Origin of the sequence: Streptococcus troglodytae, from assembly GCF_002355215.1 — a bacterium.
Lineage (GTDB): Bacteria > Bacillota > Bacilli > Lactobacillales > Streptococcaceae > Streptococcus > Streptococcus troglodytae.
This window is the reverse complement of sequence record NZ_AP014612.1, coordinates 1,759,870-1,774,922: the sequence shown is the minus strand read 5'-3', so window position 1 is coordinate 1,774,922 and position 15,053 is coordinate 1,759,870. Positions and strand designations below refer to the sequence as shown.

13 protein-coding genes, 2 tRNA genes and 6 pseudogenes are annotated in these 15,053 nt (G+C 38.1%); 14 read left to right on the top strand and 7 right to left on the bottom strand.

The genetic code is table 11. The features are described 5' to 3' along the window. Window positions 1–162 precede the first annotated feature (162 nt). From rnmV to SRT_RS08580, 5 genes and pseudogenes are all read left to right on the top strand, one after another. A complete protein-coding gene (rnmV, locus tag SRT_RS08600; protein ID WP_161940048.1) occupies window positions 163–756 on the top strand; it encodes a ribonuclease M5 in 594 nt (197 codons plus the stop codon). Next, window positions 746–1,237 (top strand): annotated as a pseudogene (locus SRT_RS10905) (hypothetical protein). Before rnmV ends, SRT_RS10905 begins: the two are co-directional and overlap by 11 nt. 61 nt (window positions 1,238–1,298) lie before the next feature. Then, window positions 1,299–1,676, top strand: a complete 378-nt coding sequence (locus SRT_RS08590; RefSeq protein ID WP_128833782.1) for a DUF2513 domain-containing protein — start codon at window positions 1,299–1,301, stop codon at window positions 1,674–1,676. 21 nt (window positions 1,677–1,697) lie between these two features. Then, window positions 1,698–2,573, top strand: a complete 876-nt coding sequence (gene rsmA / locus SRT_RS08585; protein WP_128833781.1) for a 16S rRNA (adenine(1518)-N(6)/adenine(1519)-N(6))-dimethyltransferase RsmA — start codon at window positions 1,698–1,700, stop codon at window positions 2,571–2,573. 13 nt (window positions 2,574–2,586) lie between these two features. Then, the gene (locus SRT_RS08580; RefSeq protein WP_128833780.1) at window positions 2,587–2,991 is read left to right on the top strand and encodes a hypothetical protein; all 405 of its coding nucleotides are present in this window, start codon (window positions 2,587–2,589) and stop codon (window positions 2,989–2,991) included. A 257-nt stretch (window positions 2,992–3,248) separates the two neighbouring features. On the opposite strand, the pseudogene SRT_RS10490 reads toward SRT_RS08580, so the two are convergent. The 7 genes and pseudogenes from SRT_RS10490 to SRT_RS08540 all read right to left on the bottom strand — a co-directional run. Continuing rightward, window positions 3,249–3,938, bottom strand: a pseudogene (locus SRT_RS10490) (alpha/beta fold hydrolase); the annotation flags it as partial. Between the two features lie 14 nt (window positions 3,939–3,952). Beyond that, window positions 3,953–4,177 (bottom strand): hypothetical protein, encoded by a 225-nt coding sequence (locus tag SRT_RS08565; RefSeq protein WP_128833778.1) that lies wholly within the window; start codon window positions 4,175–4,177, stop codon window positions 3,953–3,955. 9 nt (window positions 4,178–4,186) lie between these two features. After that, a pseudogene (locus SRT_RS08560) lies at window positions 4,187–4,401 on the bottom strand (helix-turn-helix transcriptional regulator). A 1-nt stretch (window position 4,402) separates the two neighbouring features. Then, entirely contained in the window at window positions 4,403–4,930 is a 528-nt protein-coding gene (locus SRT_RS08555; RefSeq protein ID WP_128833777.1) for a DUF3796 domain-containing protein, read from the bottom strand. A 56-nt stretch (window positions 4,931–4,986) separates the two neighbouring features. Continuing rightward, window positions 4,987–5,388, bottom strand: coding sequence for a hypothetical protein (locus tag SRT_RS08550; RefSeq protein WP_128833776.1), 402 nt, complete (start codon window positions 5,386–5,388; stop codon window positions 4,987–4,989). A gap of 337 nt (window positions 5,389–5,725) precedes the next feature. Continuing rightward, window positions 5,726–5,814 (bottom strand) — tRNA-Ser (locus tag SRT_RS08545). Window positions 5,815–5,980: 166 nt separating this feature from the next. Then, window positions 5,981–6,063, bottom strand: a tRNA-Leu gene (locus SRT_RS08540). A gap of 105 nt (window positions 6,064–6,168) precedes the next feature. Between SRT_RS08540 and rsgA the strand changes: the two genes are divergently transcribed. From rsgA to fusA, 9 genes and pseudogenes are all read left to right on the top strand, one after another. Then, window positions 6,169–7,041 carry a ribosome small subunit-dependent GTPase A gene (rsgA, locus tag SRT_RS08535; RefSeq protein WP_128833775.1) on the top strand — a complete coding sequence of 291 codons (873 nt, stop codon included), beginning with the start codon at window positions 6,169–6,171 and terminating at the stop codon, window positions 7,039–7,041. Between the two features lie 7 nt (window positions 7,042–7,048). Next, a pseudogene (gene rpe / locus SRT_RS08530) lies at window positions 7,049–7,709 on the top strand (ribulose-phosphate 3-epimerase). Further along, window positions 7,702–8,334, top strand: a pseudogene (locus SRT_RS08525) (thiamine diphosphokinase). The pseudogenes rpe and SRT_RS08525 overlap by 8 nt, the downstream one beginning before the upstream one ends. Window positions 8,335–8,340: 6 nt before the next feature. Beyond that, window positions 8,341–9,614 (top strand): annotated as a pseudogene (locus SRT_RS08520) (DNA recombination protein RmuC). After that, window positions 9,604–10,572, top strand: coding sequence for a 3'-5' exoribonuclease YhaM family protein (locus tag SRT_RS08515; RefSeq protein WP_128833774.1), 969 nt, complete (start codon window positions 9,604–9,606; stop codon window positions 10,570–10,572). Before SRT_RS08520 ends, SRT_RS08515 begins: the two are co-directional and overlap by 11 nt. Before the next feature lie 65 nt (window positions 10,573–10,637). Further along, complete coding sequence (gene purR / locus SRT_RS08510; protein WP_128833773.1) at window positions 10,638–11,453, top strand: pur operon repressor; 816 nt, start codon at window positions 10,638–10,640, stop codon at window positions 11,451–11,453. A 259-nt stretch (window positions 11,454–11,712) separates the two neighbouring features. Beyond that, window positions 11,713–12,126 carry a 30S ribosomal protein S12 gene (gene rpsL / locus SRT_RS08500; RefSeq protein WP_002262492.1) on the top strand — a complete coding sequence of 138 codons (414 nt, stop codon included), beginning with the start codon at window positions 11,713–11,715 and terminating at the stop codon, window positions 12,124–12,126. Between the two features lie 17 nt (window positions 12,127–12,143). Beyond that, window positions 12,144–12,614: a 30S ribosomal protein S7 gene (gene rpsG / locus SRT_RS08495; RefSeq protein WP_002262491.1), complete on the top strand. Its 471-nt coding sequence runs from the start codon at window positions 12,144–12,146 to the stop codon at window positions 12,612–12,614. A gap of 168 nt (window positions 12,615–12,782) precedes the next feature. Then, window positions 12,783–14,864, top strand: coding sequence for an elongation factor G (fusA, locus tag SRT_RS08490; protein ID WP_002262490.1), 2,082 nt, complete (start codon window positions 12,783–12,785; stop codon window positions 14,862–14,864). The last annotated feature ends 189 nt before the right edge of the window (window positions 14,865–15,053 follow it).

The window sequence follows — 15,053 nt, the reverse complement described above, 5'->3', positions numbered from 1 at the left end:
GGTCGCTCGATAGGACAGTTGCCACCGTAGCAAAATCCTCTAACAACTGTTTGTTAGAGGACGATGGAAACTTCAAAACCTTAGACTTGAAGTTTAGCAGTGAAACCGAAGGTTTGCTTGCGTCCATGCTACCTTAGGCAAGCTGTCAAAAAAATAGAATTTATGACAGAAAAAATTAAAATACAAGAAGTTCTTGTCGTTGAAGGCAAAGACGACACCGTCAATCTACGTCGCTTTTATGATGTAGATACATACGAAACCAGAGGATCGGCTATCAATGATGAAGATTTAGAGCGCATCGAAAAACTCAATAATCTGCGCGGAGTTATCGTTTTTACTGATCCAGACTATAATGGCGAACGCATTCGCAAGAAGATTATGACAGCGGTTCCGACCGCTAAACATGCTTTTCTTAATCGCGGTGAAGCAATGCCCAAATCCAAGACAAAAGGCCGTTCGCTAGGTGTTGAACATGCTAGCTTTGATGATTTGCAAAAGGCTTTGTCTGGTGTTTTGGGTAACTATGATGATGAAAATCATTTTGATATTAGCAAGTCCGACCTTATGCGCTTTGGTCTTCTCATGGGAGCGGACAGCCGCAAACGTCGCGAATACCTAGGTGAAAAACTGCGTATTGGCTACAGCAATGGCAAACAGCTCCTCAAACGCTTGGAACTCTTTGGGATTACTAAGGCGGAAGTTGAAGAAGTGATGGAAGGGTATAAAATGAAAGAGGAGAAGGATAATGGAATATAATGTAACTGAAGAATTAACTAAAGCTGGAGTGGACTTAGCAACACTTGCAATCAAAGGAACTGCAACTAGGGTAACCAGTAAAATTCAATCAATAAAGGATGTAAAAGATTCAGCAACATGAGAGCCACTTATGATGATTTGATTAACGAATTATTAGCTGAACGAGAACAAGCTATTCGAATTGCACAGTCATGTAAAGAAGAATACGAGAAAAATTAATATAGATGATGAGGATATTGAATATCTATCCAATACTCTTGAGCAAGTAATCTCATTGTTATATAGTTTTTCTGGTTTAAATGAAGCACAAGAACAATCAATGAAACAATTGGTCAAATTATTGAACAAAGATACTTTAAAAACAATGCAGTTGATTGGTTTTAATTATAAATAAGCGATAGAAGAGCCATTGACTGAAGCTTGTGCAACGATTATAAAAAATAAGTTGATAATTCAAAATAGTAAGGGCAAAAGGAAGTAGTGGCATAATTTCAGTTATTGTAATATAAAGTATAAACAATATATTAAAGTAAGGAAAATCGATGAAATTTGAACCAGAAGTTGCTAGAGATATTTTGTTGGATGTTGAAGGACTACATCAATATCCAGATCCTTTTACATTTTCAACCCCTGAGAAATTCAACAGAGCGAAGAAATATGATATTGATACAATTGCATATCACTGCAATCTTCTTAAAGAAGCAGGATTTTTAAAATATGATCCTATATATGGAAATAATGAACTACAAATGGTGTTTATTAACGGTCTCACCTATGATGGTCACCAGTTCCTAGATTCTATAAGAAGCCCTAAGGTATGGAGAGAAACTAAAACTCGCGCTGAAAAATTAGGTGCATTTACTATAAATATCATATCGAACATAGCCTCAAGTGTTATTTCAGATATGATAAAACGATAATATTGGGAATAGAGGATTTTTATGAAAATCGCAGACAAAATCGTTACCCGCGCCATTTTAGAGCGTCATGGGTTTACGTTTAAGAAATCATTTGGTCAGAACTTTTTGACCGACACCAATATTTTACAGAAGATTGTTGACACGGCTGAGATTGACAAAACTGTCAATGTCATTGAGATTGGTCCTGGTATTGGCGCTCTGACCGAATTTTTGGCGGAGAATGCTGCTGAAGTCATGGCTTTTGAAATTGATGATCGTCTCGTTCCGATTTTGGCGGATACATTGGGCGATTTTGACAATGTCAAGATCGTCAATGAAGACATTCTCAAATCAGATTTGCAGACCCGTATCAAGGAATTTGCCAATCCTGACCTGCCTATCAAGGTGGTAGCCAATCTGCCTTACTATATCACGACGCCTATCCTCATGCACCTGATTGAAAGCAAAATTCCTTTTGCGGAGTTTGTGGTTATGATGCAAAAAGAGGTAGCAGATCGCATTTCAGCTGAACCAAATACCAAGGCTTATGGTTCTTTGTCAATAGCTGTGCAGTATTACATGACAGCTAAGGTAGCTTTCATCGTGCCGCGCACCGTCTTTGTACCAGCACCTAATGTGGACTCAGCCATTCTCAAGATGACCCGCCGTGAGCAACCGCTGGTGCAAGTTCAGAATGAAGACTTCTTCTTCCGCGTTAGCAAAGCTGCCTTTGTTCACCGCCGTAAAACCCTCTGGAACAACCTGATCAGCCACTTTGGGAAATCAGAAGAGGTTAAAGCTAAGCTGGAACAGGCATTGAAAATTGCAGACATCAGCCCATCTATTCGTGGTGAAGCCTTGTCCATGCCAGAATTTGCCAAGTTGGCAGATGCCCTGCAGGAGACTGAGTTGAAATGAAAGAAGGGTGCTTATGACTAAGCCCAAATTAATCGCTGTTTTCTGTGCTATTCTTTACTTTATCCAAGCTGTCCTGCATTTTTTAATTTTGCTGGGCTTTCCTTTGGGCGGTTTCTTTTTCGGAGGAGTTTACACGGTCTTTCCACTTTGGCTAAGACCAGCCAACCTCTTTTTTGCCTTGCTCTGGTCATTTTTTGCTTATTTTTACTTGACCTATGGACAAATCCTTCCAAGTCGTTGGAACAAAGCTAAGCTGAATCTCGTTATGATGACAATAACCGGCTTGTCTTTGCTAGCAACTGTTTTTAATTTCTTTATCAGCAGCAGTCCGCTTGAAAAGTATGGCACAGGCAGTATGACAGCTTTGACCTTCTTGCTAAGTTGCTGTTTGTTTCTTTTATCAAAACAATCCCGCTAATGTACTGATCCCCAAAAGTTGGACAACTAATGCTACCAAGTCCACCCAATTGTTAGATTTTGTGTTTAACTTTTGAGGTGCAGTTCATAATTATGCGGGATTGTTTGATTTTCTTTGAGTATTAACTTAATTTTTCAGGATATTCGACAAAAAATCGAACAACTGTTCCACAATTTTTGCAAATTTCTAGGCAGAGTGATTGACTTAGACTAGTAGCGCTGCCTGAACGTGAAATACCAGCATAGCCTTTATTTTGCTTAGCTGTGACAAATTGAGTTTCCCCACAGTAAGGGCAAGTTTGTGTTTTCATGATAAGTCCTCCATTTCAAAAAGGTAATGATTTGTTGTTCTTCTTGCTTTGTCAAATAACAAAGATGACCGTGATTTTCAAGCAAGTAGGTTTGACAATTGCTAAAAATGGCTTGTGCCCGAGGAAGTACCTTATGCGCGGGAAAAAGACAGTCATTTTCTGCAGCCATAATGAGAAGAGGCGCTTTGCATTTTTTGGCTAATTGTTCTGAAATATTTGAAGGCATCCCAGCCCTGACATGTACATGATCAAAGCTATCTGCCAAAGTTGGCAAAATATACTGGTCTAAATCTCTGCTGTCAGTGAAAGCTGCTAATTGCAGAGCTGTTTTTAAGAGATAGGACTTGTTCTTTGTCAGGCGGTATTGTAGCATTGACAAAGCTAAAGGCATAATGCTCAGAGATAAATTATTCTTAATGCCGGCTGGCATCAGCAAAACGGTCTTTTCAATTTTTTTAGGAGCAGTGGCTATGAGCTTTGTGATAATTCCTGCCCCATAGGAGCCGCCTAAGACTAGCATTTTTGAAAAATGAAGTTGTTCAATTACCTGCTTAGCCCATTTTCCATAATCAAGATTTTTGGGAGATAGGACAATTTCTGCACTTTTGCCAGGCTGTCCAATGCTATCAAGGGCATAGGTGTGAAAATCTTTTAGTAAAACTTAAATTGATGCAGATTGTAGGCTGAACTGGTATTACCTCCATGAAAAACCAAGAGAGGTTTTCCATCAGGTTTTCCTAATTCAATAAGATGCGTTTTACCAAAGCTAGTTTCAAGAAACATATCTTGATAAGGAAGCTCAAGTGCTTCTACTTGCTGGTCATAGAGTGAGTATGAAGCACTTTTCCCGTTTTTACTACGATAGACTTGTGACACCTGTATCACCTACTTTTCCTCTTTCTTATTCAGTTGAAAAATATCTTCCACAGGCAGCTGGAAAATTTCTGCGATTTTAAGAGCCATTTCAAGAGAAGGATTATAGCGATTATTTTCCAGATGAACAATAGTCTCGCGGCGAACACCGACTAATTGTGCCAGTTCCTGTTGGCTCATTTTTTTGCTCTACGCAGTTCCTTGAGCTTGGTTAGGATATTCGCCATATTAAGCACCTCTTTTCTCAAAGAGGAAGAAAGCAATATCAAAGGCCAAAATCATAGCTGCGCCGAAAATCAAAATCATGCCAGCTGTCAAGATAAATGGGAAAAAGAAGGTGATGACACTCAAAATCATCAAGCAGACCAAGACCAAAGTTAGCGTTAGACAAGCAGCCTTAGCTAAATCAGCATAAAAGCGTTCATCAGGTCTTTCGTCCACCTTTTTGAAAGCAAAGTAGAGGAAGAAAGCAATTAAAATCAACAAGCCCAAGCCTAAAAAGACATGCTTTATCCAGACAGGATTGGTGTCTGGGGTGATGGCCCAAATACCTTTTGTATAAATCCCCATAGCTGCGAAGATTGTCATGCTATAAAGTTTTTCAGTCAGTCCAAAATAGCGGTCTTCTGGAGCCTGAAAGGCTTCTTTGCGAAAGAGCCAAAGAATAACAGCTTGAAACAGTAAAACGATAATGAAAACAGTAAATTTTATCCAAGCAGGATGACTCTGCGGTGATAGAAACCACAACAGTAGCATTAAAGGAAGCCAGAAAATATAGAGCCATTTTTATTTTTCATTAGTAAGCAACCTTTTTAGCTTTCTTTGTGACGATTCATTAACCAAACAGTAATTGCGAAAACGAGTGCTATCAAGCTGAATGTTATTCCTAAAACAGCAAGCTTGAAGCTAACAGGATTTGAGCTAACTGCGACATTGGCAATCATAATTGGGATAACAGATAAGCTTGGTATCAAGTAGGTCCAGCGAAATTCTAGTTTTTGCTGAGGCGCTCTTTTTACGTCAGACTTGGCAGGTTTATCAGGAAATGTGGCTGTATTGACAATGATAAAGATAAGGAAAATCAAAGCCATTGTGATACCAAAGGTGACATGTTTAATCCACACAGGATGAGAGTCAGCTGATATCAGCCAAATGGCAAACAGTTGAGGAAGCGCAATAGCAAATGGAATCCGTTTGTAAGCAGGGTTTTTCATAAGTCAGACCTTCCTTCTATAGGATATAAATGTTAATTATTTATAACTCTTTCTGTTATAAATATATCACTAAATGAGAAGTCTGTCAAGCAAAAATGAATGATTATTACTATTTAAAATTTCATCATCATCTATTGATAAAACATAGAAATTCTTATTCTAAAATTTGAAAATGATATGAAAGATTAATCAAGATCACTAAATACTTTTGTTCTATTAAAAAATCCCACTAAATAAGTGAGATCTTTCTTATTATTTAAACTAAAGCAATCAATCATAATTTAAATTCATTTGATTAAATCATCTTACTGGAATATTTTCGCTTCTTTCAATGTTAAGGAAAGGACGGGATTTGAACCCGCGCATGAACAATGTCCACTTGCCGGATTTCGAGTCCGGTGCTGTACCAAGCTGAGCCACCTTTCCAAAATTTATAACGGGAAAGCACAATGAGACATAACTTGTGTTAGGCACACTGTGGTTAACACAAGTTTATAATATTGTTTTGAATGAACTAACTTGACGAGGCAGTGAAATAAAAGATAATACTGAAGAAGTTAAGATAAACTAATGTTGTCAAGACATTCAAAAATGCGGAGAAAGGGATTTGAACCCTCACGCTCATACGAGCACATGCGCCTGAAGCATGCGTGTCTGCCGTTCCACCATCTCCGCAAGTAATAATTATATTATACGCTTTTTTTAAATTTGCCAATAGCTACCAGCAAAAAGATTGTTTTTTTGATATAATGAAACTATTAAGTTTAGTAAGGAGAGCGTTTGCAAGGAAAAATTATTGAGTCTCTAGCTGGTTTTTATTATGTAGAGTCAGATGGCCAGATTTATCAGACACGAGCGCGTGGTAATTTTAGGAAAAAAGGTCAAAAACCTTATGTTGGTGATGAAGTAGATTTTTCAGTTAAAGAAAATTCTGAAGGGTATATACTGGCTATTCATGAACGAAAAAACAGTCTAGTGAGACCGCCAATTGTCAATATTGATCAGGCAGTAGTCATTATGTCTGCTAAAGAACCGGATTTTAATCATAATTTGTTAGACCGTTTTCTCATTCTTTTAGAACATAGGAAGATCAGTCCCATAGTTTACCTTTCTAAAACGGACTTACTAGAGGATTTAGATGATCTTAAAACGGTTCAAAAGCAGTACCAAAAGATTGGTTATTATTTTACTTATTATTTAGAAGATTTAATTCCTTTTTTAAAAGATAAAATAACTGTTTTTATGGGACAAACAGGTGTTGGGAAAACGACCTTGCTCAATACACTTGCCCCTGATTTGGCACTAAAGACTAATGAGATATCAGATAGTTTAGGACGAGGACGTCACACGACACGCGCAGTCACTCTATATAACATTTATGGCGGGAAAGTTGCAGATACTCCCGGATTTTCTTCGCTGGATTACGAAATAACAAGTAGTGAGGAATTGAATGCTGCCTTTCCTGAACTTCTGAAGTTAAGTGCTGCTTGTAAGTTTCGTTCCTGCACTCATACGCATGAACCGGGGTGTGCTGTGAAATCGGCTCTGACACAGAGAAAAATATGGGAAAAACGCTATCAAACTTATTTGCAAATCCTTAGTGAAATTGAAAATCGCCGAGAGACTTATAAAAAAGTATTAAAAAGAAAGTAGGTCTGTTATGTTGCTCAATCAAATTGCCCCTTCTATTTTAGCTGCAGATTATGCTAACTTTGAAAGTGAATTGAAGCGCATTGAAGAAACTGGTGTGAAGTATGTTCATATTGATATTATGGATGGACAGTTTGTTCCAAGTATTAGTTTTGGTGCCGGTGTTGTTGCTAGTATGCGTAAACACAGTAAACTCGTCTTTGATTGTCATCTTATGGTAATTAATCCAGAGCGCTATGTTGATGATTTTTCTCAAGCTGGTGCTGATATTATGACAGTACACGCGGAAGCCACCCATCATATTCACGGTGCCCTTCAAAAAAATCAAGGCTGCTGGTATGAAGGCAGGGATTGTCATCAATCCTGGAACACCAGTTGCTGATTTAGAATCCGTCTTGTCTTTAGCAGATCAGGTGCTTATTATGACAGTTAATCCCGGTTTTGGTGGTCAGGCTTTTATTCCAGAAATGTTGGAAAAAATAAGGACTGTTGCTAAGCTTCGTGAAGAAAAGGGCTTATCATTTGATATTGAAGTTGATGGCGGCATTGACAATGAAACCATTAAGTTGGCAAAGCAAGCCGGTGCCAATGTCTTTGTAGCAGGTTCTTACCTTTTCAAAGAAGATCTAGCTGCTCAAGTTGAAACTTTGAAAGCGGCTTTAAATGACTAAGGTGGCTCTGTTTTCTGGAGGCGATCTTACTTATTTCACGAGAGATTTTGACTATTTTGTAGGTATTGATAAAGGAAGTTCTTTTTGTTGAAAAATCAGTTACCGTTAGACTTAGCTATTGGGGATTTTGATTCTGTCTCAGCAGAGGAATTTAAGGAGATCAAAGCCAAGGCTAAAAAGCTGGTAATGGCTCCTGCAGAAAAAAATGATACGGATACAGAGTTGGCTTTAAAAACAATTTTTGACTGTTTTGGCAAGGTTGAAATAATTGTTTTTTGGTGCTTTTGGCGGTCGGATAGACCATATGCTGTCCAATATTTTTTTACCTAGCGATCCTGATTTAGCTCCTTTTATGCGTTGTTTTAAATTACGTGATAAACAAAATTTAGTAGAATTTTTCCCAGCAGGACAACATCAAATTGAACAGGCAACTGATATGGTTTATATTTCCTTTATGGCAGCAAACGGCGCTCATCTGTCTATTCAAGATGCTAAATACGAATTAACAGAAAGAAACTATTTTCAAAAGAAAATTTACAGCAGCAATGAATTCAAGGGCAAACCGATTTGTTTTTCAGTCGCTTCAGGTTATGTTGTTGTCATTCAAACAAAAGATAGGACCTAATAATAAATGGATATTCTTACTCTCTTACTGGCTCTAACAGCATGTTTTATCAGCTCTGCTATTTTTCTAAAACTAGATAAAAATCAATCGGGACTTGAAAAAAAGTTAGATGACAATGCGGATAACCTTTCTGATCAAGTTTCCTATCAGTTGGAAGTTGCTAATAAAAATCAATTGCTTGCAATTAATCAGCAGTTGACACGTTTACAAAATGATCTCTCTCAACAATTAACTGACTTAAGAGAGGTATTGCATCAAAATCTAAATGACAGTCGGGATCGATCGGATAAGCGTTTAGAGCAAATCAATTTACAATTAAATCAGTCGGTCAAAGAAATGCAAACTTCCAATGAAAAACGCTTGGAAGAGATGCGGCAAACCGTTGCAGAAAAATTAGACCAAACCTTACATACGCGTCTGAAAACTTCTTTCGAAACTGTTTCTAAGCAGTTGGAAAATGTTAACCAAGGTTTGGGTGAAATGAAGAACATGGCACGTGATGTTGGCACCTTGAATAAGGTTCTCTCCAATACTAAAACACGGGGAATTCTGGGCGAATTACAATTAAGCCAAATTATTGAAGATATTATGACCGAATCTCAATATGAACGTGAATTTGCAACTGTGAAGGACTCAAAAGAACGTGTGGAATATGCTGTTAAATTGCCGGGGAATCAGCAAGGAACCTATGTTTACCTGCCTATTGATTCTAAGTTTCCACTGGAAAATTATTATCGTTTGGAAGATGCCTATGAGCTTGGTAATAAGGAGCAAATTGATCTTTATCGAAAAAAACTGCTAAGCAGTATCAAGACTTTTGCCAAAGATATTCAAAAGAAATATCTCAATCCACCAGAAACAACCAATTTTGGGATTATGTTTTTGCCAACAGAAGGGCTTTATTCGGAAGTTGTTAGAAATGCTAGTTTCTTTGATGCTTTGCGGCGTGATGAACATATTGTTGTAGCAGGTCCGTCAACTTTATCAGCCCTATTGAATTCTTTGTCTGTTGGTTTTAAAACATTGAATATTCAAAAAAATGCTGATGATATCAGTAAAATTTTAGGAAATGTCAAGACAGAATTTGCTAAGTTTGGAGGTCTTTTACAGACAACCAAAAACAACTCAATCAAGCTAGCAACAATATTGATAAACTTTTAATAACGCGCACCAACGCCATTGGACGAGCACTTAGAAATATTGAATTATATGAAGATGAAAACACTAAGTCGGTTTTAGACCTTTCGCCGCTAGAAGATGAGGGATCAAATGAAAATTAATCAAATGAAAAAGGATGAACCTTTTGAAGGGTTTTATCTGATCAAGTCAGCAGAACTCAGAAAAACAAGAGCAGGAAAAGATTACCTTGCCTTTACCTTTCAAGATGATAGTGGAGAGATTTCTGGTAATCTTTGGGATGCTCAGCCTTATAATGTTGAAGAATTTACTGCTGGGGAAGTTGTCTTTATGAGGGGACGCCGTGAAGTTTATAACGGGACACCGCAGGTCAATCAAATCAGCTTACGGCATCCTAAGGATGGAGAGCCTAGTGATCCTAGAGACTTTAAGGAAAAACCACCTGTTGATGTTGAAGAGGTCAAAGAATATCTTGAACAGATGCTTTTCAAAATCGAAAATGCTACTTGGCAGCGGATTGTCCGCGCCCTTTATCGCAAGTATAGTAAAGCATTTTTCAGTTTTCCAGCAGCAAAAACCAATCACCATGCCTTTGAGGTCGGTCTTGCCTACCATACAGCAACTATGGTTCGTTTGGCTGATAGCATCGGGAATATTTATGAAACACTGGATAAAAGCCTTCTGTTTGCGGGGATTATGCTGCATGATTTAGCCAAAGTTCTTGAACTTTCTGGTCCTGATAATACCGAATATACTATTCGTGGCAATCTTATTGGTCACATTGCTTTGATCGATGAAGAAATTACTAAAGTTTTATCAGAATTGGCTATTGACGATACTAAGGAAGATGTTATTGTCTTGCGTCATGTTATTCTCAGCCATCATGGTCTCTTAGAATATGGCAGTCCCGTTAGACCTAAAATTATGGAAGCAGAAATCATTCATATGATTGATAATATTGATGCTGAAATGATGATGATGACGACTGCTCTATCTCGTGTATCAGAAGGAGAGATGACTGGTCGTATTTTTGCTATGGACAATCGTTCTTTCTATAAACCCAAAGCAAACCATCAAAACACGAAAAAAGATGACTATTAGAGCTCTAATGTTCGTCTTTTCTTTTTAATATGGTATAATAAAAGTAAAAAATGAATGGTGATTTTATGAAATTGCGACGTAGCGAACGAATGGTTGTTATTTCAAATTATTTAATTAACAACCCCTATCAACTAACCAGCCTCAATACTTTTGCTCAAAAGTATGAAGCGGCAAAGTCTTCGATTTCCGAAGATATTGCAATTATTAAGAAAGCTTTTGCTCAAGCTGATATTGGTCATATTAAGACGGTAACTGGTGCCAATGGTGGTGTTATTTTTACACCGACTATTTCAAATGATGAAGCGAGAGCGATTGCCCAAGAACTGTGTCAGCGACTGGCAGAAAGCAACCGTATTTTGCCGGGAGGCTATATTTATTTGTCTGACCTGCTATCAACACCAAGTATTCTAAAAAATATTGGTCGCATTATTGCCAATGCTTTTAAAGATGAAAAAATTGATGCTGTTATGACAGTGGCAACCAAAGGTGTTCCGCTGGCTAATGCCGTTGCTAATATTCTTAATGTACCTTTTGTCATTGTGCGTCGAGATTTGAAGATTACAGAAGGTTCAACAGTATCTGTTAATTATGCTTCTGGCTCAAGCGATCGTATCGAGAAGATGTTTTTATCCAAACGCAGTTTAAATCCCAACAGCCGCGTTTTAATCGTTGATGATTTTCTTAAAGGCGGCGGTACAATTAGCGGCATGGTTAGCCTTTTAAGTGAATTTGACAGTCAGTTGGTTGGAGTGGCAGTTTTTGCCGATAATGCTCAGGAAAAACGTGAGGGCATCAGCTATAAATCTCTTTTAACAGTAACCAATATTGATGTTAAAGAAAGCAAGGTAGATGTTAAGTTGGGAAATATTTTTAGTAAATAAAATATAGCGTATAGTGAAATTGAAAATAGTATAGAGAAAGTTCATATAAGGTCAATTTAAAAATAGCTAGAAGATATAAATCAAGGAAAAAGTGTTTGACAAAGCAGTTCTGCTGTGTTACCATGATAAATGGTACTTTTTACTTTTGGTCTCTCAAAAGTGTACAGAGACGTGCTGACAAATGTTGCAAAGTACACACGGATTGGGACTGTCACCGAGTGCCCAATCACCCCAAAAATAAAAATACAGGAGAATGTAGATGCCTACAATTAACCAGTTGGTTCGTAAGCCACGTAAGTCTAAAGTAGAAAAATCCGACTCACCAGCATTGAATATTGGCTATAATAGCCATAAAAAAGTTCATACTAAACTTGCTGCACCTCAAAAACGAGGTGTCGCAACACGTGTTGGAACAATGACCCCTAAGAAACCTAACTCTGCTCTTCGTAAATTTGCTCGTGTTCGTTTGAGTAACCTTATTGAAGTCACTGCTTATATTCCAGGTATTGGCCACAACCTGCAAGAACACAGTGTTGTACTTATTCGTGGTGGACGTGTAAAAGACCTTCCAGGGGTACGTTACCATATTGTTCGTGGTGCACTTGATACTGCCGGTGTTACTGATCGTAAACAAGGTCGTTCTAAATATGGTACTAAGAAACCAAAAGCATAAGGAAGGGAGATTAAGAAATGAGTCGTAAAAACCGTGCGCCTAAGCGCGAAGTATTGCCAGATCCATTATACAATTCAAAACTTGTAACACGCCTTATCAACCGTATTATGCTTGATGGTAAACGTGGTACAGCTGCTTCTATCGTTTATGGAGCTTTTGAACAAATTAAGGAAGCAACAGGAAATGATGCACTTGAAGTCTTTGAACAAGCTATGGAAAATATCATGCCTGTACTTGAAGTACGTGCACGTCGTGTTGGAGGTTCTAACTATCAAGTCCCAGTTGAAGTTCGTCCTGAACGTCGTACAACATTAGGTCTTCGTTGGTTGGTGACTGCATCACGTACTCGTGGTGAGCACACAATGAAAGATCGTCTTGCAAAAGAAATCTTAGATGCGTCAAATAATACAGGTGCCTCAGTTAAAAAACGTGAAGATACACATCGTATGGCTGAAGCTAACCGTGCTTTTGCACACTTCCGTTGGTAGGATAAAACCCGCTTTGACACTTGTCAACAAGGGGAAATTAGACAAGCGCTTTTTGAGAGCTTGATCTTCTTGTTCAATTGACATGAAGCAAAACATAAAGCGGGTAGGTTATGCCTATCCGTTTTTAGTAACAAAGTAATAAAATTAAAAATAGGAGAAATAAACCTCATGGCTCGCGAATTTTCACTTGAAAAAACTCGTAATATTGGTATCATGGCTCACGTTGATGCTGGTAAAACAACTACAACAGAGCGTATTCTTTACTATACTGGTAAAATTCATAAAATTGGTGAAACACACGAAGGTGCTTCACAAATGGACTGGATGGAACAAGAGCAAGAACGTGGTATCACAATCACTTCAGCTGCAACGACTGCTCAATGGAAAGACCATCGTGTCAATATTATTGACACACCGGGGCACGTGGACTTTACTATCGAAGTGCAACGTTCTCTTCGTGTTCTAGATGGTGCTGTTACTGTTCTTGATGCTCAGTCAGGTGTTGAACCTCAAACAGAAACGGTTTGGCGTCAAGCAACTGAGTATGGTGTTCCTCGTATCGTATTTGCTAATAAGATGGATAAAATCGGTGCTGACTTCCTTTATTCAGTAAGTACTCTTCATGATCGTCTTCAAGCAAATGCACACCCAATTCAATTACCAATCGGAGCAGAAGATGACTTTGAAGGTATTATTGATTTGGTAACAATGAAAGCCGAAATCTATACGAATGACCTCGGTACAGATATTTTGATTGAAGATATTCCTGCTGACTACCTTGATCAAGCTAAAGAATACCGTGAAAAATTGATTGAGGCAGTTGCTGAAACTGATGAAGATCTGATGATGAAATATCTTGAAGGTGAAGAAATTACTGAAACAGAATTGAAGGCAGCTATTCGTAAAGCAACTATTAATGTTGAATTCTTCCCGGTTCTTGCGGGTTCAGCTTTCAAGAATAAAGGCGTCCAAATGATGCTTGATGCGGTTGTTGATTATCTTCCAAGTCCGCTTGATATTCCTCCTATTAAGGGTGTCAATCCAGATACCGATGAAGAAGAAGAGCGCCCAGCATCTGATGACGAACCATTTGCTGCTCTTGCCTTCAAGATTATGACTGACCCATTCGTGGGACGTTTGACTTTCTTCCGTGTTTATTCTGGTATTCTAAACAGTGGTTCTTATGTGTTGAATACTTCTAAAGGAAAGCGTGAACGTATCGGACGTATCCTTCAAATGCATGCCAACAGCCGTCAAGAAATTGAAACCGTTTATGCCGGTGATATTGCAGCTGCAGTTGGTTTGAAAGAGACAACAACTGGAGATTCATTAACTGATGAAAAGGCAAAAGTGATTCTTGAATCAATTGAAGTTCCAGAGCCTGTTATTCAGTTGATGGTTGAACCAAAATCGAAAGCCGATCAAGATAAAATGGGAATTGCTCTTCAAAAGCTTGCTGAGGAAGATCCAACTTTCCGTGTGGAAACAAATGTTGAAACAGGTGAAACCGTTATTTCTGGTATGGGTGAGCTTCACTTGGATGTCCTTGTTGACCGTATGAAACGTGAATTCAAGGTTGAAGCTAACGTTGGTGCTCCTCAGGTATCATATCGTGAAACTTTCCGTCAAGCTACGCAAGCACGTGGTTTCTTTAAACGTCAATCCGGTGGTAAAGGTCAATTTGGTGATGTTTGGATTGAATTTACTCCAAATGAAGAAGGTAAAGGGTTCGAGTTTGAAAATGCCATTGTGGGTGGTGTTGTTCCACGTGAATTTGTTCCGGCCGTAGAAAAAGGTTTGATTGAATCTATGGCTAATGGTGTTCTTGCTGGTTACCCAATTGTTGATGTTAAGGCCAAACTTTATGATGGTTCTTACCATGATGTTGACTCATCTGAAACAGCCTTCAAGATTGCTGCGTCACTTGCTCTCAAGGAAGCTGCTAAAACTGCGAAACCTGTTATTCTTGAACCAATGATGTTAGTCACTATCACTGTTCCTGAAGAAAACCTTGGTGATGTTATGGGACATGTCACTGCCCGTCGTGGACGTGTTGATGGCATGGAAGCACATGGTAATAGTCAAATTGTTCGTGCTTTTGTTCCGCTTGCTGAAATGTTCGGTTATGCAACTGTTCTTCGTTCAGCATCTCAAGGTCGTGGAACCTTCATGATGGTATTTGATCACTATGAAGATGTTCCAAAATCTGTTCAAGAAGAAATCATTAAGAAAAACGCTGGAGAAGCTTAATTTCTTTAGTGAACATGCTAATTAATTCTTTATAAAAAGAATAATAATTTTATAGCATTTCAATAGTGATTATTAAGAGAAAATAAGAAGTTTAAAGTGATAAATCTTGACTTTCTTATTCTCTCTTTTTTCTTGCTAGAATAGGGAAAATCGTTTGCAATTTTCTTAAAATAATTATATAATAATTTT